Source organism: Cobetia sp. 1CM21F (assembly GCF_023161745.1).
Lineage (GTDB): Bacteria > Pseudomonadota > Gammaproteobacteria > Pseudomonadales > Halomonadaceae > Cobetia > Cobetia amphilecti.
Genome location: NZ_JALNTQ010000005.1, coordinates 57,968 through 82,249, shown reverse-complemented (window position 1 = coordinate 82,249; position 24,282 = coordinate 57,968). Strand labels below are relative to the sequence as shown.

Genomic DNA, 24,282 nt, shown 5'->3' with positions numbered 1-24,282 from the left:
GGAAGAATCCGGAGGCGTCCTGGTCACGCGGGCATGAGCCGATCGCGCATCACGCGAGAGGCACCGGGATCATGCCGGGGCGCCGTAGCTCATCAGGCGCTGGTAACGACGCTCCAGCAGGGCATCGGTATCCAGGGCGCCAAGACGCTCCAGACCTTCGCCCAGCGCAGCCTTGATGCTGTCGGCAGCGGACTGCGGGTTGCGATGCGCGCCACCCAGCGGCTCCTTGATCAGGTTGTCGACGAAGCCCAGCTCCTTGAGGCGCGAGGCCGTGATGCCCATCGCATCAGCGGCGTCGGCGGCACGCTCGGCGCTCTTCCACAGGATGGAGGCGCAGCCTTCCGGCGAGATCACCGAGTAGGTGGAGTACTGCAGCATGTTCAGCTCGTCACACACGCCGATGGCCAGTGCGCCGCCGGAACCACCCTCACCGATGACGGTGGAGATGATCGGCGTCTTCAGACGTGACATCACCGCCAGGTTGTAGGCGATGGCCTCGGACTGACCGCGCTCCTCGGCACCGATGCCCGGATAGGCGCCCGGGGTGTCGATGAAGGTCAGGATCGGCATCTTGAAACGCTCGGCCATTTCCATCAGACGGCAGGCCTTGCGGTAGCCTTCCGGACGCGGCATGCCGAAGTTGCGACGCACCTTTTCCTTCACGTCGCGGCCTTTCTGGTGACCGATCACCATCACCGGCTTGTCGTCGAGACGCGCGATACCGCCGACCAGCGCTTCGTCGTCCGCGTAGTGGCGGTCGCCGTGCAGCTCATCGAAATCCGTGAACAGATTCTCGAGGTAGTCGAGGGTATACGGGCGCTGCGGGTGACGTGCCAGCTGAGATACCTGCCAGGCGCCGAGGTCCTTGAAGATGGACTCGGTGAGCTTGGTGCTCTTTTCCTGCAGGCGAGCGATCTCGTCAGACAGGTTGACCTGGGAGTCGTTACCGACCAGACGGAGTTCCTCGATCTTGGCCTGCAGCTCGGCGATCGGCTGTTCAAAGTCCAGATAATTGGGATTCATAAGGCGTTTCGTTCGTCGTCTCGGGCAGCCAGGAAAGCGAGTCGGCCGGGTCACTCCCCCTGAGCACACGCTCAGGCGATCTGTGGCTCGCGGCGGTCACAGTCGGCATGGAATTGGGTACGGAAAAGATGGACAGGCATTATCGCACCCTGTTCGACAGGTGCAAACCTTGCCCGCCTGTTAGGCGTGGATTAACTCTGCGCCCACGCCGCTCATCTCGGTGCTGCGCCTGCCCCGCCGCTTGGCGAGGCAGGCACCATCCTGCGGGCCAGCACCTCAGTCACGGTACTTGAGGCGCACACCGCGCTGGCCTTCCACCTCACCCAGCTGAATCAACAACTCGTCACTGGGCGCAACGCGCCATTGCTCGCCCAGCTCCAGCCAGGCCTCCGCCGCGGCATTGCGATAACGCAGGCGCATCGGCAGGCCTTCGCTGGCCAGATGCGGCGTCAGCAAGGTGGTCAGCTGCTGGGTGAAGCGACCGCCGATGTCCTCGGCGGCGATGCTCATCTCGACCGCCTCACCGAAGCGCGCCCGCGCATCGATGATCGGCGTGACGTCCTTGCCGCGCAGACGCAGGCCACCGGAGTAATCATCCTGGCTGACCTCGCCCTCGACGATCACCACGCTGTCAGGCACCAGCTTGTTGCGCACCTGATCATAGAGCTCACCGAACATCGAGGCCTCGATGCGCCCGGTGCGGTCATCCAGGGTCACGAAGGCCATGGTGTCGCCCCGCTTGGACTTCATGGTGCGCATGGCGATCACCAGCCCGGCGATGCGCTGCGGCTCACGCGACGGCTTGAGGTCACTGATGCGCGCATTGATGAAGCGCTTGAGCTCACCCTCATACTCATCGATGGGATGGCCGGTCAGATAGAGCCCCAGCGTGTCCTTCTCGCCGGTGAGGCGCTCCTTGTCGGTCCACTCGCGGGCCTTGCGATAGCCGGCGTAGACATCGGTTTCCGGCTCGCTGAAGGCGTCGCCGAACATGTCGGTAATGCCGACATCGTTGTTGGCGTGATTCTGGGAGGCGGCCTTGAGCGCATCCTCCACCGCCAGCATCAGCACCGCACGCGACGGGCCGATGTTGTCCAGCGCGCCGGAGCGGATCAGCGCTTCCAGGGTGCGCTTGTTGATCTTCTTGGCGTCGATGCGCTTGCAGAAGTCGAAGATGTCGCTGAACGGGCCACCCTCGGCGCGCGCGCTGACGATGGCATCGATCGGGCCCTCGCCGACGCCACGGATGGCGCCCAGGCCGTAGACGACGCGCCCTTCCAGGTCGACGGTGAACTTGTAGCCGCCGATGTTCACATCCGGCGGCGTGACCGTCAGACCGATATGACGGCACTCCTCGATCAGCGGCACCACCTTCTCGATGGTCTGCATCTCGGTCGAGATCACCGCGGCCATGAACGGCCCCGGATAGTGCGCCTTCAGCCAGCCGGTCTGATAGGAGACGAGACCATAGGCCGCCGAGTGCGACTTGTTGAAGCCGTAACCGGCGAATTTCTCCACCAGGTCGAAGATGTTGCCGGCCAGGTCCTTGTCGATGCCCTTGCCCGCACACCCTTCCATGAAGCCGGCGCGCTGCTTGGCCATCTCTTCCGGCTTCTTCTTGCCCATCGCGCGGCGCAGCATGTCGGCCTGACCCAGCGTATAGCCGGCCAGCACCTGCGCGATCTGCATGACCTGCTCCTGGTACAGGATGATGCCGTAGGTCGGCTCCAGTACCGGCTTGAGCAGCTCATGCTGGTAATCCGGGTGTGGATAAGACACTTCGGAACGGCCGTGCTTGCGGTTGATGAAGTCATCCACCATGCCGGACTGCAGCGGGCCGGGACGGAACAGGGCCACCAGGGCGATCATGTCTTCCAGGCAGTCGGGCTTGAGCTTCTTGATCAGCTCCTTCATGCCGCGGGATTCCAGCTGGAAGACGGCCGTCGTCTCCGCCTTCTGCAGCATGTCGAAGGTCTTGGCGTCATCCAGCGGGATATCATCGATATCCAGCGGCGCCAGCCCTTCCCGCTCACGGATCTTGTCGACCATCTCGGTCGCCCAGTCGATGATGGTCAGGGTGCGCAGACCCAGGAAGTCGAACTTGACCAGCCCGGCCTCCTCGACGTCGTTCTTGTCGAACTGGACCACCAGACCGCTGCCGTCCTCATCACACAGCAGCGGCGCGAAGTCGGTCAGCTTGGTCGGTGCGATCACCACGCCCCCGGCGTGCTTGCCGGTGCCGCGCGTGGTGCCCTCGAGCTTGAGCGCCATCTCCCAGATTTCCTGGGCTTCCTCGTCGTTGTCGATGAATTCCTTGAGCTGCGGCTCCTGCTCGATGGCCTTCTCGAGCGTGATGCCGACCTCGAAGGGAATCAGCTTGGAGAGCTTGTCACCCAGCGAATAGGGCTTGCCCTGGGCACGCGCCACGTCACGCACCACGGCCTTGGCGGCCATGGTGCCGAAGGTGACGATCTGCGAGACCGCATTGCGCCCGTAGCGCTCGGCCACGTAATCGATCACGCGGTCACGCTTCTCCATGCAGAAATCGACGTCAAAGTCGGGCATCGAGACACGTTCCGGGTTCAGGAAGCGCTCGAACAGCAGGTCATATTCCAGCGGGTCCAGATCGGTGATCTTCTGGGCGTAGGCCACCAGCGAGCCGGCACCGGAACCACGCCCCGGGCCGACCGGCACGCCGTTGTCCTTGCCCCACTGGATGAAGTCCATGACGATCAGGAAGTAACCGGGGAAGCCCATCTGCAGGATGATGTCGAGCTCGAAATCCAGCCGCGTGCGATAGCGCTGCTCGATCTCGGCCCAGGCCTCGCTGTCGCGCGGATGCCTGGCGTGGGGATACAGCTTGTCGAGGCGCTCCGTCAGGCCATCATGCGAGACCTTGCGGAAGAACTGGTCCATCGTCATGCCTTCCGGCACCGGGAACTCGGGCAGGAAGTAGGTGCCCAGCTGCACGGTCACCGAGCAGCGCGCCGCGATCAGCACACTGTTCTCGAGCGCTTCGGGAATGTCGGAGAACAGCTCGCTCATCTCCTCGGCGCTCTTCAGGTACTGCTCATCGCTGTAGCGGGTCTCGCGCCGCGGGTCATCCAGCGCCTTGCCTTCGCCGATGGAGACGCGCGTCTCGTGGGCCCAGTAGTCCTCCCGCTTGAGAAAGCGCACATCATTGGTGGCGACCACCGGCGTATCGGTGGCCTCGGCCAGCGCCACCGACAGGTGCAGACACTCTTCCTCGTACTGACGCTGGGTGCGGGTCAGCTCCAGATAGAAGCGATCCCCGAACACCGCCTTCCATTCACCGAGCAGCGCCCGGGCGCTGTCTTCGTGGTCCGACAGCAGATGACGGCCGATCTCGCCTTCACGGCCACCGGACAGCACGATCAGGCCCTCGGCCTGCTCGAAGATCCACTGTTTCTCGAGGTAGGCACGGTCCTGCTTCTGGCCATCGGTCCAGCCGCGCGAGATCAGCTCGGTGAGGTTGCGATAGCCGGTGTCGTTCATCGCCAGCAGCGTGAGGCGATACGGGCGCGTGGCATCCTGGGGATTGATCAGCCACATGTCGGCCCCGATGATCGGCTTGATGCCGGCAGCGCGCGCATTGGAGTAGAACTTGACCAGCCCGAACAGGTTGGCCTCGTCAGTCACCGCGACAGCCGGCTGGCCCGCCGCGGCGGTCGCCTTGATCAGCGGCTTGACGCCGGGCAGACCATCGACGAGGGAGAACTCGGTGTGAACGCGCAGGTGAACAAAGGGCGTGGTCATGGAATCGGCTCGTGAAGTCGGCGTGACGGTGAAGGATTCGGTTGCGGCGGGTGCTGTCGTCGCTGCGGGTGCCGCCGGCGGCTGCGAGACTGAAGGCTCGGGCTCGGGCTTCAAGGATAGCCTGTTAGCGCCATCGCCTGAAGGCATGGCATCTGAAGGCGCAGCATCCACCCGGGCAGGCTCGACTGACGGGGATGCCGTGGTCTCACTGGCATCAGTCAGACCACGGCTGGCGGCTTTTTTGCCGTGGGCTGCTGGCTCGCCTCGCTTGCCTCGCTCGGCTCCGGGGCCGGAAGCGCGATCAGCGCGTCCGGCGGCACGGCCTGTGGCACGTGCCCCGACATGAACAGCCGCTTGACCGGCCCGAAGCTCTTGCGATGCAGGGTGAGGATGCCATGTTCCTCGATGGCGGCCTGATGCTCGCGGGTCGGGTAGCCCTTGTGACGCGCGAAGCCATAGGCGGGGAAGCGTGAATCCAGCGCCGCCATCTGGGCGTCGCGATGCACCTTGGCCAGAATCGAGGCCGCGCCGATGGCGGCGTGGCGCAGGTCGCCCTTCACCACCGCCATGCCGGGAATCTCGTGCCCCGGCAGGCGATTGCCATCCACCAGCAGGTATTCCGGGCGCACGCCCAGTGCATCGATGGCGCGCCGCATGGCCAGGTGCGTGGCCTGATAGATGTTCAGCTCATCGATCTCGTCGCTGGTGGCCTCGGCGATCGCCCACGCCCAGGCACGGGCCCGAATCTGCTCGTAGAGGGCCAGACGCTTCTTCTCGCTGAGCTTCTTGGAGTCCGTGATGCCCTCGATGGGGTCATTCGGGTCCAGAATCACCGCTGCCGCCACCACCGGGCCGACCAGCGGCCCACGCCCGACCTCGTCGATACCGGCCAGCAACTGCCCCTGATAGGGAATCACCAGCGGCGGGAAATCATCGGCGGGTTTACGCTTGCGCGCAGAAGGCGTGGTGGCGTGGCTGTCGGCAGAGTCGGTCATGATATCTCGAGGCGTAAGACAACAGGCAGAGCGCCAATGCGATCTGCCTGTCGAGGTGATTCAATCAAGGGTAGTGCAATGTCTGGCGGCGACACGCGGGATCAGCGTCCGGCCAGTTCACCGATGGCGATGGCGGCCGCGGCGCTGGCATCACAGGTCAGTTCACGATGCATGGCGGTGAAACGCTCACGCAGTTCTCGTTGGCGGGCGACGTCACCGGCGGCACGCGACAGCAATGGCGCAAGGCTTTCCTCGATGGACTCCGGCGTGGCGGCGTCCTGGATCAGCTCCGGCACCAGCGTCTCGCGGGCGATCAGATTGGGCAGGGAAATCCACTCGGTCTTGACCATATGCCGCGCGATGCGATGCGTCATCGGGGCCATGCGATAGGCCACCACCATCGGGCGATGACAGAGCAGACACTCGAGCGCCGCGGTGCCGGAAGCCAGCAGCACGGCATCGGCGGCGGTCATCGCTTCACGCGATTGGCCATCCACCAGATGGATGCGACTGCGATCCAGCCCTGCGCGCTCCGCCATCAGGGACTCGAGCTCGGTGCGCCGCAGCGGCGTGGCCGCCGGGATCACCACCTCAAGGCCGGGGTAACGCTGACAGAGACGCTCGATGGCGGCCAGGAAGGTCTCGCCGAGAAAGCGGATCTCGTTGGCGCGGGAGCCCGGCAATACCGCCAGCAGCTGCACTTCCGGGTCGATCCCCAACTGCCCACGGGCAGCAGCGCGATCATCCTCGAGCGGCAACTCATCGGCCAGCGGATGGCCGACGAAGGTCACCGGCACCTGATGCTCACGATAGAAGGCGGCCTCGAAGGGCAGGAAGGTCAGCATGCGATCGACGGCGCGGCGAATGGTCTTCACGCGCCCCTGACGCCAGGCCCACACGGAGGGGCTGACGTAGTGCGCGGTGGTGATGCCGCGTTTGCGCAGGCGCAGCTCGAGCCCCAGATTGAAGTCCGGGGCATCGATGCCGATCATCACGTCGGGCTGCCACTCAAGGGCGTCGCGCAACAGATGGCGACGCACCTTGATCAGCGCCGGCAGATGCTTGAGCACCTCGACCAGCCCCATCACCGACAGGGTTTCCAGCGGGTAGAGGCTGTCGAAGCCTTCGGCCTGCATGCGCGGGCCGCCGATGCCACGGAACTCGACATCGGGATAGCGCGCCTTGAGCGCGCGCATCAGGCTGGCACCGAGGATGTCACCGGAGAGCTCCCCGGCTACCAGGTAGATGCGCATGCTCAGCGAGTCAGACCGCGAGTGGACGCCTTGAGCGAGGCGATGAAGACATCGCGCTCGGCCAGCGGCGGCTCGGCTTCCAGCTGCTCGAGGGCCTGGGCCAGCGTCAGGCCCTGACGGAAGACCGTCTTGTAGGCCGTGTTCAGCGCGGAGATGGTCTCGCGACTGAAGCCACGACGCTTGAGGCCGACGCTGTTGAGGCCATGCGCTTCCGCCGGATGGCCATTGACCATCACGAAGGCCGCGATGTCCTTGGTGATGATGGAGCCGCCACCCGCCATGGCATGTTCGCCGATATGGCAGAACTGATGCACCGCCGACAGGCCACCCAGAATGACATGGTTGCCGAGATGGACATGGCCACCCAGCGTCGCCTGATTGGCCATGATGCAGTCGTCACCGATGATGCAGTCATGGCCGACATGCGAGTAGGCCATGAACAGGTTGCGACTGCCGATACGCGTGAGGCTGGCATCCTGGACGGTGCCGCGATGCAGGGTCACGCCCTCGCGGATGACGTTGTCATCCCCGATTTCCAGACGTGTCGGCTCACCGGCGTACTTCTTGTCCTGACAGTCCTCGCCCACTGACGCGAACTGGAAGATACGGTTGCGCTCACCGATGACGGTGGTGCCCTTGATGACGACATGCGGCCCCACCACCGTGCCAGCGCCGATCTCGACATCAGCCCCGATCACGCAGAACGGGCCGACCTCGACATCATCGGCCAGGCGGGCGCCGGGATCGACAATGGCAGTAGGATGTATCAAGCGACCTTCCTCTCGGCACAGATGATTTCGGCCTCGCAGACCAGATCGCCGTCGACCTTGGCCTGACAGGCGAATTTCCAGATGCCACGCTTCTCGCGCAGCACGCGGGCGCTGATCTCGAGCTGGTCACCCGGCATCACCGGGCGCTTGAAGCGCACATTGTCGCTTCCGACGAGATAATAGATGTAGCCATCGGCGGGACGTTTGTCGACGGTCTTGAAGCCGAGAATACCCGCCGCCTGAGCCATGGCTTCCACGATCAGAACGCCCGGCATGATCGGGTGCTCCGGGAAGTGACCATTGAAGAACGGCTCATTGATGCTGACGTTCTTGCGCGCGACGATGAACTCGCCAAGGGTCAGGTCCATGACACGATCGATCAGCAGGAAAGGATAGCGGTGCGGGAGATACTCACGGATCTCGTTGACGTCCATAACCATTGGCTTGCAACCTCTGAAATAACGAAATGCCTGCCGCTCGCGGGCAGGCATGTAATGACGGTCCGGACCGCCGTTCGGGCAATGGCGCGCATTATAGCGTCCTTGCGCGTGGCTGGCAGCCGCTCATTGCCCGACAGTGCGCCAAGCAGGTGCGAGACTCTGCTCTGGACAGGTACTACCCGGGCTTGCAGTACTACTTGTCCTTCAAACTCTTCTCGACCTGATTCAAGCGTCGCGCCAACTGATCCAACTGCTTGAAACGTACGGCATTTCTGCGCCACAGGCCGTTGTCCATCGCGCCAGTGCCGGAGGAATAGACGCCCGGCTTGGTGATGGAGTTGGTCACCAGACTCATGCCGGTTACCTGCACGCCATCGGCGATCTCCAGGTGCCCCGCCAGACCCACGCCGCCGCCCATCAGACAGTAGCGACCGACCTTGGTGGAGCCGGCGATGCCGACACAGCCCGCCAGCGCCGAGTGGTCACCGATCTGCACGTTGTGCGCGATCTGGACCTGGGAGTCGATCTTGACGTCATTGCCGATGATGGTGTCACCGAGCGCACCACGATCGATGCTGGTGCAGCTGCCGACTTCGACATCATCGCCGATCAGCACGCCGCCGAGCTGGGCGATCTTGTGCCAGCCCTTGCCATCGTGGGCGAAGCCGAAGCCATCGGCACCGATCACGCAGCTGCTGTGGAGTACCGCGCGCGCCCCGATCACCACACCATGATAGAGCGTGACATTGGGATGCAGCAGACAGCCCTCACCCAGCACGCTGTCAGCCCCGATCACGCAACCCGCGTGAATGCGCGTGTTGTCGCCGATGCTGACGCCCGGACCGATCACGACCTGCGGGCCGACCTCGACATTGGTCCCCAGGGTTGCGGTCTCGTCGATGACGGCACTGGCGTGCACGCTCGCCTGAGGCTCGACCGCCAGCGGATCGAATAGACGCGACAGCTCAGCGTAGGCCAGATACGGATTGTCCAGCACGAGGGCATTGCCCTTGCACTCTTCAAGATGGCTTTCATGCAGCAGCACGGCAGTCGCGGCGGTTTCCCCGAGATACTTGAGGTAGGCGCGATTGGCGAGGAAGGCGATATCGCCGGGCTCAGCATCGACCAGCGTCGACAGGCCGGTGACCCGGACAGCCGGGTCACCGACGAGACGAGCGCCCAGCCGCTGAGCCAGATCCTCGAGAGTGTAAGAGAATTGTCGCTTTTTCATTCTGTCTCTGGGCGCTGAGCGCCTCTGGCTCGCATTCGCGTTGGCATGCTCGGATGCAACACATCCCGCACGCTTGCGCGCGCGGGATGCACTCAGTTGAGCGAGTTGAACACCTGAGTCACTTCATTGGTCAGGTCCATACCGTCCTTGCTGTAGACCGTCGCATTGCGGTCGACCAGCAGCTCGATGCCATGCTTGTCGACGACCTGCTGGATGGCCTTGTCGAGCTTCGGCTTGGACTGCTTGAGGAAGGTCTGCTCCGCCTGTTGCTGCTGCTGCTGGACCTGGCCACGCAGCTGCTGGAACTGGCCGCCCTTCTGGCGCAGCTGCTGCTGCACGGACTGACGCTCGGAATCGGACATCACGGCGCCGTCCTTCTGCAGCTTGGCCTGCAGGGATTCCAGTTCCTTGGCGAGTGCCTTGGCCTGGTCCTGCTTGCCGGCCAGCTGATTCTTGAGCTGGTTCATGGAAATCTTGGCCGAGTCGGAACTCAACAGCGCCTGGCGCCAGTCGAGGACCGCGACTTCGGTGGCCTGTGCCAGCATCGGAGTCGCCATGGCGGCAAGGCCACCAGCCAGACACAGGGCGCGGGTCAATTTACGCATCACACAAACTCCTTGTAGGCCTGTTGTTCAGTCACTGATGACTCAGTGACCGACGGTGCGAGGACCGGCGACGGAACAGGGACAGCGCCGCCGGTGGTCGTGACGAAGGCCGCACCGGCTCAAGCGGGTGCGGCCTCGTACGGCCTTAGAAGGTCTGGCCCAGCGAGAACTGGAAGATCTCGGTGTCATCGTCGTCATCGTCACCGATCGGCTGGGCGACACTGAAGGTCAGCGGGCCTACCGGCGTGATCCACGACAGGCCGATACCGGCACTGTAATTCAGCTCGCCCAGATCGACACCGCTTTCACAGCTGCTGGTGTCACTGGAGCTCACGTCGTAGCACGACGTCAGATAGGTGTTACCGGCATCGACGAAGAACGACGGCTGCACCGAGCGCTTGTCCTTGATGAAGGGCATCGGGAAGATCAGGTCCACCCCACCTTCGATCAGGATGTTGCCGCCGATGGTATCGTCGTCACCATCGTTCTGTTCGGTGGTGGCCTGCCCCAGGGTATTGGAGCTGTAGCCACGCACGCTGCCCAGACCACCGGCATAGAAGTTCTTGAAGAACGGATAGGTATCGCCGGAGAACGAGTTGGCATAGCCCAGCTCGGTACGGAACTTGAGTGACCAGTCCTGACTCAGCTCGAAGAACTTGGATCCCTTGTAGCGGAGCTTGTAGTAATCCGCATCGGAGCCCGGCACCGCCACTTCCAGCGACAGCAGCTGAGAGCTGCCCGCCGTGGGCAGGATGCCACGATTGAGGTTGTTGCGAGACCAGCTGGCCGTCAGCTTGTAGAGATTGAAGTCTTCGCCTTCATCCTCGATGAACTGCGTGACCTCCGCCGGGCTGTCGTCGAAGTCCTTGACGCGCACGAACTCGTAACCGCCGCCGAAGTTCAGACGTGACAGCTCGTTGATCGGGTAACCGAAGTTGATCCCGCCACCGAAGCTGTCGGTCGCGTAGCTGGCGACGTCGTCATCATCGTCGTAGTCCACCTTGCGGTAGAACATGTTGTAGCCGCGCGAGATGCCATCCAGCGTCCAGTACGGGTCGGTATAGCCGAAGCTGACGTTGGTGTAGTCATCCGACTTCTGGGCGTTGATGTTGACTTCGTTACCGGTGCCCAGGAAGTTCTTCTGCGACAGGCCCACCCCGTAGATGACACCGTCACCCTGGGAGAAACCGACCGACGCCGAGATCGAGCCCGACGGCTGCTCCTCGACGCTGTAGTTGACGTCCAGCTGGTCCGGCTCGCCGGCGACAGGACGCGTGTCGACATCGACCTGCTTGAAGAAGCCGAGGCGCTCAAGCTTCTGCTTGGACTGCTTGATCTTGTCGGTGGAGGCCGGTGCACCTTCCAGCTGGGTCATCTCACGACGCAGCACTTCGTCTGCAGTAGTGGTGTTGCCCTTGAAGTTGATGCGACGCACGTAGGCGCGCTTGCCGGGGTCGACCGCGAAGGTCAGATCGACGGTATCGCTCTCTTCATTGACCTCCGGCACCGCGTTGACCTTGGCGAAGGCGAAGCCGTCGGCACCCAGTGCCTGGCGCAGCGCCTCGCTGGAAGCGGTCACATCACGCTGGGAATAGAGAGCATCCGGGGCGAGCTTGACCAGATCGCGGGCGCGCTCTTCCTTCATCTTCAGGTCACCGGCAAAGCCGATGTTGCCGATCTTGTACGGCTTGCCTTCATCGACGTTGATGGTGACGAAGATCTCGGACTTGTCCGGCGAGATGGACACCTGGGTCGAGCGCACCTGGAAGTTGACGTAACCGCGATCGAGATACCAGGACTTGAGGGTCTCGATATCGCCGGTCAGCTTCTCACGCGAGTATTCATCATCGGAGAACCAGCCGAAGAACCAGCTCGGCTTGTCTTCCAGCTCCAGCTGTTCGCGCAGGGTCTCGTCATCGAAGGCATCGTTGCCGACGATGTTGATCTGATGAATCTTGGCGATCGCGCCTTCCTTGACGTCGATGTTGACCTGTACGCGGTTGCGCTCGAGCTCCTCGACGGAGGTCTCGATACGCGCGCTGTAGCGGCCCTGAGCCTGGTAGACACGCTCGAGCTCACGCTGCATCTCTTCCAGCGTGGAGCGCTGCAGAACCTGACCCTCGGCCAGCCCTGCTTCCTTGAGGCCCTTGCGCAGGTCTTCGTCGGGAATCTGCGAGTTGCCGTCAATCTCGATCTTGGAGATCGTCGGACGCTCGACCACATCGATGATCAGGACATCGCCATCACGCTTGAGGCGGATGTCGTCGAACAGGCCCGTATCGAACAGCTGACGCGCAGCCGAGGACAGGTCCTCTTCTTCCACATTCTGATCCGCGGAGACGGGGAAGGCGTTGAACACGGTGCCCGCAGACACGCGCTGGAGGCCCTCTACCCGGATGTCCGAAATTTTAAAAGATGCGGCCAAGGCGCCCTGACTGGCCCCGAGCAGCGCAGCTGCCAATCCAATGGTCTTGAGTTTCATGCAGTCGCTTCGCTTCTCTGGATTCCGCCCGCTTGGGTGAACAGGCACCTTATACACAACCCCCTGCAACTGACAAGACAGCTACGAGTGAGATCGGCAATCGGGGCCGAAGTCGTGTGGGCATGATGACGGGAGTTGATCGCATTGACCAGCCCGTGCAATGAATTGACCCCCATGGGCATCGACAGTTCAGATTCGGTTCATCCTGCGGGAGCCATCGAGTGCTGATGACTCCCCGAATCCGTCACCAAAGACGCATGAGATCGAAGTAGATGGCCATCAGCATGAGGGATCCGACCAGCGCCATGCCGATCTTCAACCCTGCATTCTGGACCTCTTGCGAAAGTGGTTTGCCGCGCACGGCTTCCACCAGATAGAACAGCAGGTGACCGCCATCCAGCACCGGAATCGGCAGCAGATTGAGGACACCCAGGCTGATGGAGAGGTAGGCCATGAAGCCGAGGAAGGCCTCGAGGCCGGAGCGCGCCGTGTCGCCGGCGATACGCGCGATGGTGATCGGACCAGACAGGTTGGACGGTGCGATCAGACCGACCAGCATCTTGCGGATCGAATCCAGCGTCAGCACCGTCATCTCGCCGGTCTTGCCGACGGCCTGTCCGACGGCCGCCAGCGGCCCGAAGCTGAGCTCGCGCTGGTACTGCTCGGGCCAGCTGACGTTCTCGACGCCGGCACCGACCTGCCCCACCACACGCCCGTCATCGAGCGAATTGCTGGCGGGGGTCAGTGACAGCGTCTCTTCCTTGCCATCTCGCGCCACCAGTACCGACAGCGTCTCGCCCGGCGCACCGCGCACGCGCTCGACGAAATCGATCCAGTCGACCACCAGGGTGCCATCGATGCTGACGATGCGATCACCGGCCTGCAGGCCTGCCGCCTGAGCGGCGCCACCGTCCAGCACACGCCCCAGCACCGCCGGCAACTGAGGACGCCAGGCCGTGATGCCCAGCGTCACCAGCGGACGCGGCGGGTCCTGATCGACCAGGAAGCGTGTCACGTCGAGGGACTGCTCACGCGTGGCGCTGGCACCCTCGGCACGTGTGGTGAGCGTCAGGCTGTCATCGCCGATCGCACCGATCAAGCGCAGGTTGACCTCATCCCACGAGGGAGTGGCCTGACCATTGATGGCGACGATCTCGGTCTTCGGCGCAAGGCCGGCGCGGCCAGCTGGCGAGTCGGGCGCCACGGCACCGACCATCGGCACCACCGTGGTGGTACCAGCGACGAACAGCGCCCAGTAGGCGACGATGGCCAGCAGGAAGTTGGCCAGCGGGCCCGCCGAGACGACGGCGATACGCTTCCACACCGACTTGGTATTGAAGGCCAGATGACGCTCGGCCGGATCGACCGGCCCTTCGCGCTCATCCAGCATCTTGACGTAGCCACCCAGCGGGATGGCGGCGACCCCGTACTCGGTGCCGTGGCGATCGGTCCACGACCAGAAGGGTTTGCCGAAGCCGATGGAGAAGCGCAGCACCTTGATGCCGCAACGACGCGCGACCCAGAAATGACCGTACTCATGGATGGTGATCAACACCCCCAACACGACGATCACGGCAAGAATATTCTGGATCACACCCATCACGCGCTCCTGGAGATTGGTGCCCGAGATGGGCAGCCTGCCTTGCCACGCTCACGAATAAAGTGACAAGACAGTGCAAGATAGGATTTCAGGGCCCGGCGAGGGCCAACTCGGCGGCAGCCAGCTCACGCGCCGCCGCGTCTTCGGCGAGAATCACCTCGAGGCCATCCACCACCAGTGGCGGACGCGCCTGCATGACGGCCTGCACCACTACCGGGATTCGATCGAAGGCCAGGCGACCCTCGAGGAAGGCGGCCACTGCCACCTCATTGGCGGCATTCATCACCGCAGGCCAGGTGCCGCCCGCCGCGATGGCCTCGCGCGCCAGCCGCAGACACGGGAAGCGCGTCTCGTCAGCGGCACGGAAATCGAGGCGCGCGACCTGAAACAGGTCCAGCGGCTCGACGCCGGCATCGATACGCTCCGGCCACGCCAGCGCATAGGCGATCGGCGTGCGCATGTCCGGATTGCCCATCTGGGCCAGTACCGAGCCATCACTGTAGGCCGCCATCGAGTGAATCACGCTCTGGGGATGCACGACCACCTGAATGTCGTCCGGCCCGCAGGCGAACAGCCAGCAGGCCTCGATCAGCTCCAGGCCCTTGTTCATCAGGGTGGCGCTATCGACGGAAATCTTGCGCCCCATCGACCAGTTGGGATGCGCACAGGCCTCGTCCGGCGTCACCGTGGCCAGTCGCTCGGCAGGCCATTCGGCATCATCGCGGAACGGGCCACCGGAGGCGGTCAGCAACAGCTTCTCGACGCCGATCGGCGCCAGGCCATCACGATGCTGGGCCGGCAGGCACTGGAAGATGGCATTGTGCTCGGAATCGATCGGCAGCAGGGTCGCCCCGTGCTGCTTCACCGCATCCATGAACAGCTGCCCGGCACACACCAGCGCTTCCTTGTTGGCCAGCAGCACGCGCTTGCCAGCCCGCACCGCCGCCAGTGTCGGCAACAGTCCAGCCGCACCGACGATGGCGGCCATCACGCTATCGACTTCAGGCGCCTCGCTGATGTCGACCAGTGCCTGCTCACCATGGCGTACCTCGATGGGCGTGCCCTGATAGCTCTCGACGCCCTTGAGGGCCTCACTGAGCCACGCAGCCGCCTCGCACGAGGCGATCACCGCCACCTGCGGGCGATGCGTCAGGCACAGCTCCAGCAGCGCCTCGTGACGCGTGGCAGCGCTGAGCGCATGCACCCGATAGCGCTCGGGATGGCGCGCGACCACATCCAGGGTGCTGGACCCGATGGAGCCGGTCGCGCCGAGGATGGTGATGCGCTGCAGCGCAGGCGCCTCATGAGGAGTCTCGTGGTTCACGCTCACGTTCACATTCGTGCTCACGCACCACCTCCCAACACCCACGGCAACAGCAGGGCAAACAGCGGCACCGCTGCGGTCAGGCTGTCGATGCGGTCCATCACGCCACCATGACCGGGCAACAGATGGCTTGAGTCCTTCATCTGACGCTGACGCTTGAACATGCTCTCGAGCAGGTCACCCAGCACCGAGACGGCGGTCACGCCCAGCGTGACCAGCAGCAGCGGCAGCCAGTCGGCCAGCCCCGCCAGCGCATAGCCGGTCGCCAGCAGGCCGGTGGCCACCAGACCACCGTAGACGCCCTCCCAAGACTTGCCCGGGCTGACGCGCGGCGCCAGCTTGCGCTTGCCGAAGCGCTTGCCGGAGAAGTAGGCACCGATATCCGCCGCCCACACCATCAGCAGCACATACAGCAGCCACTCGCCGCCACTGGCCTTGAGCTGCACGAAGCCGAACCAGGTCGGCAGCAGTGCCAGCACGCCGACGCCCAGCCGCACGCCGGTCGCCTGCCATTCCTGACTGGCGGCCGGATAGCGCATTACCCAGCGCAGATTGACCAGCCATGCCAGTGCCGCCAGATACAGCGGCCAACGCGCGAGAGCGCCATCGAACTGCCAGACCAGCAGCATCAGCACGCTGAGCACCAGCGGGAACAACAGGCGCGCCATGCCGGCACGCACGCCAGACAGGTTGGACCACTCCCAGGCGGCCAACGCGACGACAGCGCCGGTGAAGGTGGCAAAGGCAGCACCGTCGAGGCCGAACAGCCCCCACAGCGCCAGCGGCGCGAGAATGAGCGCGGTGATGATTCGTTGTCTGAGCACTAGAGCCCCTCGGCGTCGAGTTGTTCGCTGGTCATGCCATAACGACGCTGACGCAGGGCGTAGGCGCTGAGCGCTTCATCGAAGGCCGCCGCATCGAAATCAGGCCACAGTACGGGCGAGAAATAGAACTCGGCATAGGCCAGCTGCCAGATCAGGAAGTTGGAGATGCGCTGCTCACCGCTGGTGCGGATACACAGATCCACCTCCGGCAGTTCGCTCAGGCACACTTCCGCCCCGAGACGTGACTCGTCGATATCCGCGGCCTTGAGCTCGCCGCGCTCGACCTGCTCCGCCAGACGGCGGGCGGCCTCGGCGATATCCCAACGGCCGCCATAATTGGCGCAGATCACCACGTGCATACCGCGATTGCCGCGCGTCATGTCTTCGGCGCTCTGGATATGCTTTTGAATCGAATTGGAAAAACGACTGCGCTCGCCGATGACCGAGAGTCGGATATCGTGGCGATGAAGCTTCTTGACCTCGCGCTTGAGCGCCAGCAGAAACAGCTCCATCAGCGCACTGACTTCATTGGCCGGGCGCTTCCAGTTCTCACTGGAGAAGGCAAACAGGGTCAGCACTTCCACGCCCTGCTCGGCAGCGCGACGGATGGTACTGCGGACGGTTTCGGCACCGGCGCGATGGCCGCGTATGCCAGCCCAGCCGCGGGACTTTGCCCAGCGGTTGTTGCCGTCCATGATGATCGCCACATGGCGTGGCGTGGAGGGGGAATTCGGTGACGTCATGGGGTCTCGCTACGAGCACCGGATGCCGCCGGCAAACGCCGGCGGCAGACCCGATCAGACCTGCATCAGGTCGGTTTCCTTGTGCTCCAGAGCACTGTCGACTTCCGCCACATACTTGTCGGTCAGCTTCTGGATCTCGTCTTCTCCGCGACGTGCATCGTCTTCGGAGATGTCCTTGTCCTTGAGCAGGCTCTTGATGTCGCCATTGGCGTCACGACGCACATTGCGGAGCGCCACGCGGGCGTTTTCCGCTTCTGCACGCGCCTGCTTGGTGTAACCGCGACGCGTCTCTTCCGTCAGCATCGGCATCGGGACGCGAATCACGTCACCGGCGGTGGACGGGTTGAGACCCAGGTCAGAAGTCATGATGGCCTTCTCGACCTTCGGCACCATGGGCTTTTCCCACGGCACGACAGTCAGGGTGCGCGCATCTTCGGTGGTGATGTTGGCCACCTGATTCAGCGGTACCTGGCTACCATAGTAATCGACCGTCACGGCATCCAGGATGCTGGGATGCGCACGACCCGTACGGATCTTGCCGAAGGCGGCACCGAGGGACTCGATGGTCTTCTTCATGCGTGATTCGGCGTCTTTCTTGATGTCGTTGATCACAGTCTTACCCTCTATCAATCAGCGTGCCTTCCTTGCCACCCACCACCAGGTTGAGCAGCGCGCCTGCCTTGTTCATGTTGAACACCCGCACCGGCATGTCATGGTCACGTACCAGGCAGATGGCGGTCAAATCCATCACGCCAAGCTTCTGGTCCAGCGCATCATCGTAGCTGAGGCTGTCGTACTTCACGGCATCCGGGAACTTGACCGGGTCCTTGTCGTAGACACCATCCACCTTGGTTGCCTTGATGACGGCATCCGCGTCGATCTCGATACCGCGCAGACAGGCAGCGGAATCGGTAGTGAAGAACGGGTTGCCGGTACCGGCGGAGAAGATGACCACATCGCCAGACGTCAGATAACGGATGGCGGTACGGCGATCATAATGTTCTACCACGCCACTCATCGGGATGGCAGACATCACGCGTGAACGGATGTTGGAGCGTTCCAGCGCATCACGCAGCGCCAGACCATTCATCACGGTCGCCAGCATGCCCATATGGTCACCGGTCACACGCTCCATGCCGACTTCCTGCAGGGCTGCGCCACGGAACAGGTTGCCGCCACCGATGACGATGCCGACCTGGACGCCGATGCCCACCAGCTGACCGATTTCCAGCGCCATGCGATCCAGCACCTTGGGGTCGATGCCGAAATCGCCATCGCCCATCAGGGCCTCACCGGAAAGCTTGAGCAGTATGCGCTTGTACTTGGCATTGCGTTCAGCGGAAATGGTGGCCATGCGAATCTCTCCTGATACTGACATACGGGGAACGGGGCGGCCCGAAGGCGGGGGCCAGATACACGATGGCGTGCGACTATGCGCACGCCATCATGAGAAGCGAAAACAGTCAGCCCTTACGCGCGGCTGGCCTGCTCACGGACTTCAGCTGCGAAGTCGACTTCTTCCTTCTCGATACCTTCACCGACTTCCATGCGTACGAAGGATACCACTTCACCACCGGCTGCCTTGACGAACTCGGCGACGGTCTGGTTCGGATCCTTGACGAACGGCTGTTCGGTCAGGCTGTTCTCAGCCAGGTACTTCTTCAGACGACCCTGGGACATCTTCTCGGCGATTTCCGCCGGCTTGCCTGCCATGTCCGGCTGAGCAAGGATGATGGCCTTTTCAGCGTCCATCTGTTCCTGCGGCATGTCGGACGGACGTGCACAGACCGGATTGACGGCTGCGACGTGCATGGAGACGTCCTTGGCTGCTTCACCAGTACCGCCGTTCAGCAGGGTCAGCGCAGCGATGCGGCCGCCGTGGACGTAGCCACCGACGACGCCGCCAGCCGGCGCTTCGACCAGCTCGGCACGACGAACGGAGATGTTCTCACCGATCTTCTGAACCAGCTGACCACGGGTGTCTTCCAGCTCGCCTTCCATCAGGGAAGCGATGTCGGTGTTCTTGGTAGCGAACACACGATCGGCGATCAGCTGGGTGAAGGCCTTGAAATTGTCATCACGAGCGACGAAGTCGGTCTCGGAGTTGATTTCGACCATCACGCCGTAGCTGGCGTCGTCGGCGACCTTGATGACGATGGCGCCTTCAGCGGCCACGCGGCCAGCTTTCTTGGCGGCCTTCAGGCCGGAGTTCTTGCGCAGGTTCTCGATCGCCAGCTCGATGTCGCCACCGGCTTCGGTAAGAGCCTTCTTGCATTCCATCATGCCGAGCGCAGTACGCTCACGCAGTTCCTTGACCATAGATGCGCTGATAGCTGCCATGGGATGAAACCTCTGTCGTGTCGACGTCTTTGAATACGGGAATTCGGTCACGACCGCTGAACGGTCGCAAATAAGGGGGCCGTGGCCCCCTCATTGCCTGACCTGACTGCCACCTGGCTAGGCCATGCCGCACTTAGTGTAGCGCAGCGTTTGTGACAGTCAGATCAAGCCGCCAGGATCACTCTGCTGCGTCTTCTTCAGAAGCAGTTTCGACGAACTCACCGGCCAGCTCTTCTTCCTTGTTCTTGCCACAGGCGCCTGCAATTGCCTGGACATAGATCTGGATGGCGCGGATGGAGTCATCGTTACCCGGGATGACGTAGTCCACGCCGTCCGGGTTGGAGTTGGTATCGACGACGCCGATGACCGGGATGCCCAGCTTGTTGGCTTCGTTGATCGCGATGCGCTCGTGGTCAACGTCGATCACGAACATTGCGTCCGGCAGGCCGCCCATGTCCTTGATACCGCCGATGGAGCGCTCGAGCTTGTCCTGCTCACGAGTGGCCATCAGGACTTCTTTCTTGGTCAGCTTCGCGAAGGTACCGTCTTCATGCATCTGCTCGATTTCACGCAGGCGCTTGATGGACTGACGGATGGTCTTGAAGTTGGTCAGCATGCCGCCCAACCAGCGATGGTTGACGTACGGCTGGCCAGCCTTGCGAGCTTCTTCCTTGATGATCTTGCCGGCAGCGCGCTTGGTGCCCACGAACATGATCTTGTTGCCATTGGCAGCCATCTTCTCGACCACTGACACGGCTTCATTCAGCGCCGGCAGGGTGTGCTCGAGGTTGATGATGTGGATCTTGTTGCGAGCGCCGAAGATGAACTTGGACATCTTCGGGTTCCAGTACTTGGTCTGGTGACCGAAGTGTGCGCCTGCCTTGAGCAGATCGCGCATGTTGACTTGCGCCATGTGAATATCTCCTGGATATCGGGTTGGGCCTCCACGTCCCCCATGGATCCGACCGCTTGCGCGGCACCCGGGACCATGTGACGGAACGTGTGTGGATTGGGGTTATGTACGTCAGTCCTTCAATCTCGCCTCGGCCAGGCGCCCGGAGGTGGCCGATCGAGGAGAATTTGCAGGAAAGCGCGCGGCTTTATACCATAGCTCGACCACGATATGAAGTCGCCACTGCCCGACGCGGCATGCGATGCGTCGCGCCATTCCCCCGTCACGCGCGGCCTGGCGGCGTTTCATCCCTCTTATCTCCTGCCTCGAGTCCTCATGAACATTCCCATCAAGACAGCTGAAGAAATCGACAAGATGCGCGTCGCCGGCCGTCTGGCGGCTGAAGTGCTGGAGCTGCTCGACGAGCATGTCCGTCCCGGCGTCACCACGGGCGAGCTCAACCGCATCGCGCACCACCACATCACCGAAGTTCAGGGCTGCATTCCGGCGCCGCTCAACTACCACGGCTTCCCGAAATCGATCTGCACCTCGATCAATCACGTGGTCTGTCACGGCATCCCCGATGACAACAAGAAGCTCAAGAAAGGCGACATCCTCAACATCGACATCACCGTGATCAAGGACGGCTATCACGGCGACACCTCGAAGATGTACATCGTCGGCGAGCCGAGCATCCAGGCCGAGCGTCTGTGCCGCGTCACCCAGGAATGCCTCTATAAAGGCATCGAGCTGGTACGCCCGGGCGTACGCCTGTCAGAAATCGGTCGTGCGATCCAGAAGCATGCCGAAGCGGCAGGCTACAGTGTCGTGCGTGACTTCTGCGGCCACGGCATCGGCGCCGGCTTCCATGAAGACCCGCAGGTGCTGCACTATGACGGCTACGAAGCCCGTGCCGACGCCGAGCTTCTGGAAGGCATGTGCCTGACCATCGAACCGATGGTCAATGTCGGTGGCTACAAGGTGAAGGTCCTCAAGGACGACTGGACAGCCGTCACCAAGGACAAGAGCCTCTCGGCCCAGTGGGAGCACACCCTGCTGGTCACCGCCACCGGCGTCGAGGTACTGACACGTCGCACGGAAGAGGACCTCTCCTTCCTCGAGGGTTGATCAAGATGCTCCTGCACCACTATCACTTCGTCGAGCGTGAAGCGCTCTACGATGCCGTCACCTTCGACGGCGAGCTGGCCACGACGAAGACACCCATCCCGCTGTTCAAGCGGGCTCTGGCACAGGTACAGGAGCGTCTCGAGGCTCGCTTCAAGGCGGGCGCCGACATCCGCGACCTCATCCATGGTCGTGCCCGCGCCATCGACCGCCTGCTGGCCATCGCCTGGCAGCGCCAGACCTGGCCGGATGACGGCATCGCCCTGCTCGCCGTGGGCGGCTACGGCCGCGGCGAGCTGCACCCGCATTCCGACATCGACCTGCTGCTGTTGCTGGAGCAGGACGACGACACGCCCTATCGTGAGGCGCTGTCCGACTTCATCACCTTCCTGTGGGACATCGGTCTCGAGATCGGCCAGTCCGTGCGCTCGCTGAGTGACTGCGAGCGTGAGGCACGCGCCGATGTCACCGTGATCACCAACCTGCTGGAATCCCGTGTCATCGCCGGCCCTCAGCGGCTGCGCGAGGCCATGCGCGAACGTCTGGCCACCGACCGTCTGTGGCCGGCCGAAGCCTTCTTCGAGGCCAAGTGGCAGGAGCAGATCGCTCGCCACCACAAGTTCGCCAACACCGAATATCACCTCGAACCCAACATCAAGTCGTCGCCCGGCGGCCTGCGCGACATCCAGATGATCGGCTGGGTCGCCAAGCGTCACTTCGGGGTCGAGCGCTACGACAATCTGGTCGCGCTGGGCTTCATGAATGATGCCGAACTGCGCATTCTCAGCCAGGGCCAGGCCTTCCTGTGGCAGGTGCGCTTCGCGCTGCACATGCTGGCCGGGCGCGCCGAGGACCGGCTGCTGTTCGACCACCAGCGCACCATCGCCGAGCTGTTCGGCTTCCGCGACACGCCCGAGCATCTGGCGGTCGAGCAGTTCATGAAGCGCTACTACCGCCATGTCACCGCCCTGGCAGGCCTCAACGACATGCTGCTGCAGCACTTCGACGAGGCCATCCTGCGCCATGACGAGCCGGTCAACATCGTGCCGCTCAATCCGCGCTTCGAGATCCGCAGCGGCTACATCAGCCTGCGCGAGGAAGGCGTGTTCCGCCGCCGCCCCGCCGCGCTGCTGGAGCTGTTCCTGCTGATGGCGCAGCACCCGGAGATCGAGGGCGTGCGCGCCGACACCATCCGCGCGCTGCGTGATCATCGCCACCAGATCGACGACGCCTTCCGCGACGACGTGCGCCACCAGAGCCTGTTCATGGAGCTGATGCGCTGTGGCGGCAACGTGCCCCGCGTACTCAAGCGCATGGCGCGCTACGGCATCCTCGGCAAGTACCTGCCGGCCTTCGGGCGCGCCGTCGGGCTGATGCAGCACGACCTCTTCCACGTCTACACCGTCGATGCGCATACCCTGCGCCTGCTCAAGGTCGCCCAGGAATTCCGTGCCCCCGATGCCGAGGAGGAATTCCCGGTCGCCGCGACCCTGATCCGCGAGCTGCCCAAGCTGGAGCTGCTGTGGATCGCCGGGCTCTATCACGACATCGGCAAGGGCCGTGGTGGCGACCACTCCGAGATCGGTGCCGAGGAAGTCGAGGACTTCGCGCGCCGTCATGACCTCAGCCCGCGCGACACCCGCACCCTGAGCTGGCTGGTGCGCCATCACCTGCTGATGTCGATGACCGCCCAGAAGCAGGACATCGCCGACCCCGAGATCATCACCCGCTTCGCCGAGATCGTCGGCGACGAGACGCACCTCGATTATCTCTACGTGCTGACGGTGGCCGACATCAACGCCACCAATCCGTCGCTGTGGAACGGCTGGCGTGCGGCATTGCTGCGCCAGCTGCACATGGAGACGCGCCGGGCGCTGCGCCGTGGCCTCGAGCATCCGCCGGAGCGCCACGAGTGGATCACCGAGACCCGTGAGGAAGCGCTGTCCCTGCTGGCCGGCATGGGCACCACCCGCACTGACGCCGAGACGCTGTGGGCCAGCCTCGGCGACGACTACTTCGTGCGCTATGCCCCCAGCGAGGTGGCCTGGCACACCCAGGGGATCCTCGCGCGCCAGGCAGCCCCGCAGCTCGACGAGCATGGCGAGCCGCTGCCGCTGGTACTGACCAGCGCGCCCACCGAGGAGATGACCGAAGGCGGCACCAAGGTCTTCATCCACACTCGCTCGGTGGACAACCTGTTCGCGGCCACCGCCGCGGCGCTGGAGCAGCTGGGGCTCTCGATCCACGATGCACGCATCGCCACCTCGAGCCACAACTGGACGCTCAACACCTTCATCCTGCTCGACGATGACGGTGAACCGATCCGCGACGCCGCACGTCTGGCCGATATCCGTACCCATCTGGTCGAAGAGCTGGATGACCCGGATGACTACTCGGTGATCGTCAATCGCCATACGCCGCGCCAGCTCAAGCACTTCCGCATCGCGCCGCGCATCACGCTGAGTCAGGACTACACCAACGGCCGCAGCGTGCTGGAAGTGATCGCCTCGGACCGCCCGGGCCTGCTGGCACGCATCGGCCGCGTGTTCATGGAGCACGAGATCGCCATCGATGCCGCCAAGATCGCCACCCTCGGCGAGCGCGTCGAGGATATCTTCTTCATCACCGACCGCGCCGGCGAACCCATCACCGACCCCGAGCGCCAGACACGCCTGCGTGACGCCCTGACCGAAGTCCTCGAGGTCGGCGAGCGCGGCTGAGACGCGTGACGGCGCGTGACGGCACGTGACGGCACTTGACGAGAGTACAGACGGAAAGCGCCGGCCGGCACCCCGCGATTGAGGGGACCGGCCGGCTTCCCTATAATCGCGAGTCGACCTGCATGGCAGTCCGGTGAC

The 24,282-nt window shown here is 63.4% G+C and carries 18 protein-coding genes and 1 pseudogene; 2 read left to right on the top strand and 17 right to left on the bottom strand.

Annotated features, from left to right (window positions below; genetic code table 11):
* Positions 1–69 precede the first annotated feature (69 nt).
* The 17 genes and pseudogenes from accA to rpsB form a co-directional block, all read right to left on the bottom strand.
* Entirely contained in the window at positions 70–1,023 is a 954-nt protein-coding gene (accA, locus tag MSG32_RS15120) for an acetyl-CoA carboxylase carboxyl transferase subunit alpha (protein WP_043333001.1), read from the bottom strand.
* Positions 1,024–1,299: 276 nt separating this feature from the next.
* Entirely contained in the window at positions 1,300–4,800 is a 3,501-nt protein-coding gene (dnaE, locus tag MSG32_RS15115; protein WP_054556522.1) for a DNA polymerase III subunit alpha, read from the bottom strand.
* A 350-nt stretch (positions 4,801–5,150) separates the two neighbouring features.
* Positions 5,151–5,795 (bottom strand): annotated as a pseudogene (gene rnhB / locus MSG32_RS15110) (ribonuclease HII); the annotation flags it as partial.
* Between the two features lie 101 nt (positions 5,796–5,896).
* Entirely contained in the window at positions 5,897–7,048 is a 1,152-nt protein-coding gene (lpxB, locus tag MSG32_RS15105) for a lipid-A-disaccharide synthase (RefSeq protein ID WP_248380526.1), read from the bottom strand.
* Between the two features lie 2 nt (positions 7,049–7,050).
* Positions 7,051–7,818: an acyl-ACP--UDP-N-acetylglucosamine O-acyltransferase gene (gene lpxA / locus MSG32_RS15100; protein ID WP_043333008.1), complete on the bottom strand. Its 768-nt coding sequence runs from the start codon at positions 7,816–7,818 to the stop codon at positions 7,051–7,053.
* Positions 7,815–8,258, bottom strand: a complete 444-nt coding sequence (gene fabZ / locus MSG32_RS15095; RefSeq protein ID WP_043333010.1) for a 3-hydroxyacyl-ACP dehydratase FabZ — start codon at positions 8,256–8,258, stop codon at positions 7,815–7,817. The genes lpxA and fabZ overlap by 4 nt, the downstream gene beginning before the upstream one ends.
* Before the next feature lie 193 nt (positions 8,259–8,451).
* Positions 8,452–9,489 (bottom strand): UDP-3-O-(3-hydroxymyristoyl)glucosamine N-acyltransferase, encoded by a 1,038-nt coding sequence (gene lpxD / locus MSG32_RS15090; protein ID WP_248380524.1) that lies wholly within the window; start codon positions 9,487–9,489, stop codon positions 8,452–8,454.
* Positions 9,490–9,581: 92 nt separating this feature from the next.
* Positions 9,582–10,094: an OmpH family outer membrane protein gene (locus tag MSG32_RS15085; protein WP_043333014.1), complete on the bottom strand. Its 513-nt coding sequence runs from the start codon at positions 10,092–10,094 to the stop codon at positions 9,582–9,584.
* Positions 10,095–10,239: 145 nt separating this feature from the next.
* Positions 10,240–12,576 carry an outer membrane protein assembly factor BamA gene (gene bamA / locus MSG32_RS15080; RefSeq protein ID WP_248380522.1) on the bottom strand — a complete coding sequence of 779 codons (2,337 nt, stop codon included), beginning with the start codon at positions 12,574–12,576 and terminating at the stop codon, positions 10,240–10,242.
* Positions 12,577–12,820: 244 nt separating this feature from the next.
* Positions 12,821–14,176 (bottom strand): sigma E protease regulator RseP, encoded by a 1,356-nt coding sequence (rseP, locus tag MSG32_RS15075; RefSeq protein WP_043333016.1) that lies wholly within the window; start codon positions 14,174–14,176, stop codon positions 12,821–12,823.
* Between the two features lie 88 nt (positions 14,177–14,264).
* Positions 14,265–15,524 carry a 1-deoxy-D-xylulose-5-phosphate reductoisomerase gene (ispC, locus tag MSG32_RS15070; protein WP_248380520.1) on the bottom strand — a complete coding sequence of 420 codons (1,260 nt, stop codon included), beginning with the start codon at positions 15,522–15,524 and terminating at the stop codon, positions 14,265–14,267.
* The gene (locus MSG32_RS15065; protein WP_054556524.1) at positions 15,521–16,324 is read right to left on the bottom strand and encodes a phosphatidate cytidylyltransferase; all 804 of its coding nucleotides are present in this window, start codon (positions 16,322–16,324) and stop codon (positions 15,521–15,523) included. The genes ispC and MSG32_RS15065 overlap by 4 nt, the downstream gene beginning before the upstream one ends.
* Positions 16,324–17,067, bottom strand: coding sequence for a polyprenyl diphosphate synthase (uppS, locus tag MSG32_RS15060; RefSeq protein ID WP_043333020.1), 744 nt, complete (start codon positions 17,065–17,067; stop codon positions 16,324–16,326). The genes MSG32_RS15065 and uppS overlap by 1 nt, the downstream gene beginning before the upstream one ends.
* 54 nt (positions 17,068–17,121) lie before the next feature.
* On the bottom strand, positions 17,122–17,679 hold the full coding sequence (gene frr / locus MSG32_RS15055; protein ID WP_043333023.1) for a ribosome recycling factor: 558 nt from the start codon (positions 17,677–17,679) through the stop codon (positions 17,122–17,124).
* Between the two features lie 4 nt (positions 17,680–17,683).
* The gene (pyrH, locus tag MSG32_RS15050) at positions 17,684–18,421 is read right to left on the bottom strand and encodes a UMP kinase (RefSeq protein WP_225347344.1); all 738 of its coding nucleotides are present in this window, start codon (positions 18,419–18,421) and stop codon (positions 17,684–17,686) included.
* 116 nt (positions 18,422–18,537) lie between these two features.
* Entirely contained in the window at positions 18,538–19,407 is an 870-nt protein-coding gene (gene tsf / locus MSG32_RS15045) for a translation elongation factor Ts (RefSeq protein WP_043333025.1), read from the bottom strand.
* 178 nt (positions 19,408–19,585) lie between these two features.
* Complete coding sequence (gene rpsB / locus MSG32_RS15040; RefSeq protein ID WP_043333027.1) at positions 19,586–20,320, bottom strand: 30S ribosomal protein S2; 735 nt, start codon at positions 20,318–20,320, stop codon at positions 19,586–19,588.
* A 315-nt stretch (positions 20,321–20,635) separates the two neighbouring features.
* On the opposite strand from rpsB, the gene map reads away from it, so the two are divergent.
* Together map and MSG32_RS15030 are read left to right on the top strand one after the other, a co-directional pair.
* Positions 20,636–21,427, top strand: coding sequence for a type I methionyl aminopeptidase (gene map / locus MSG32_RS15035; RefSeq protein ID WP_043333030.1), 792 nt, complete (start codon positions 20,636–20,638; stop codon positions 21,425–21,427).
* 5 nt (positions 21,428–21,432) lie between these two features.
* Positions 21,433–24,144: a [protein-PII] uridylyltransferase gene (locus MSG32_RS15030; RefSeq protein WP_248380518.1), complete on the top strand. Its 2,712-nt coding sequence runs from the start codon at positions 21,433–21,435 to the stop codon at positions 24,142–24,144.
* The last annotated feature ends 138 nt before the right edge of the window (positions 24,145–24,282 follow it).

Coding starts and splice junctions, on each gene's coding strand:
- map (WP_043333030.1), top strand. CDS start 20,636: ATGAACATTCCCATCAAGACAGCTGAAGAAATCGACAAGATGCGCGTC.
- fabZ (WP_043333010.1), bottom strand. CDS start 8,258: ATGGTTATGGACGTCAACGAGATCCGTGAGTATCTCCCGCACCGCTAT.
- pyrH (WP_225347344.1), bottom strand. CDS start 18,421: ATGGCCACCATTTCCGCTGAACGCAATGCCAAGTACAAGCGCATACTG.
- lpxD (WP_248380524.1), bottom strand. CDS start 9,489: ATGAAAAAGCGACAATTCTCTTACACTCTCGAGGATCTGGCTCAGCGG.
- MSG32_RS15030 (WP_248380518.1), top strand. CDS start 21,433: ATGCTCCTGCACCACTATCACTTCGTCGAGCGTGAAGCGCTCTACGAT.
- tsf (WP_043333025.1), bottom strand. CDS start 19,407: ATGGCAGCTATCAGCGCATCTATGGTCAAGGAACTGCGTGAGCGTACT.
- rseP (WP_043333016.1), bottom strand. CDS start 14,176: ATGGGTGTGATCCAGAATATTCTTGCCGTGATCGTCGTGTTGGGGGTG.
- rpsB (WP_043333027.1), bottom strand. CDS start 20,320: ATGGCGCAAGTCAACATGCGCGATCTGCTCAAGGCAGGCGCACACTTC.
- accA (WP_043333001.1), bottom strand. CDS start 1,023: ATGAATCCCAATTATCTGGACTTTGAACAGCCGATCGCCGAGCTGCAG.
- uppS (WP_043333020.1), bottom strand. CDS start 17,067: ATGACGTCACCGAATTCCCCCTCCACGCCACGCCATGTGGCGATCATC.
- dnaE (WP_054556522.1), bottom strand. CDS start 4,800: ATGACCACGCCCTTTGTTCACCTGCGCGTTCACACCGAGTTCTCCCTC.
- MSG32_RS15085 (WP_043333014.1), bottom strand. CDS start 10,094: ATGCGTAAATTGACCCGCGCCCTGTGTCTGGCTGGTGGCCTTGCCGCC.
- lpxB (WP_248380526.1), bottom strand. CDS start 7,048: ATGCGCATCTACCTGGTAGCCGGGGAGCTCTCCGGTGACATCCTCGGT.
- bamA (WP_248380522.1), bottom strand. CDS start 12,576: ATGAAACTCAAGACCATTGGATTGGCAGCTGCGCTGCTCGGGGCCAGT.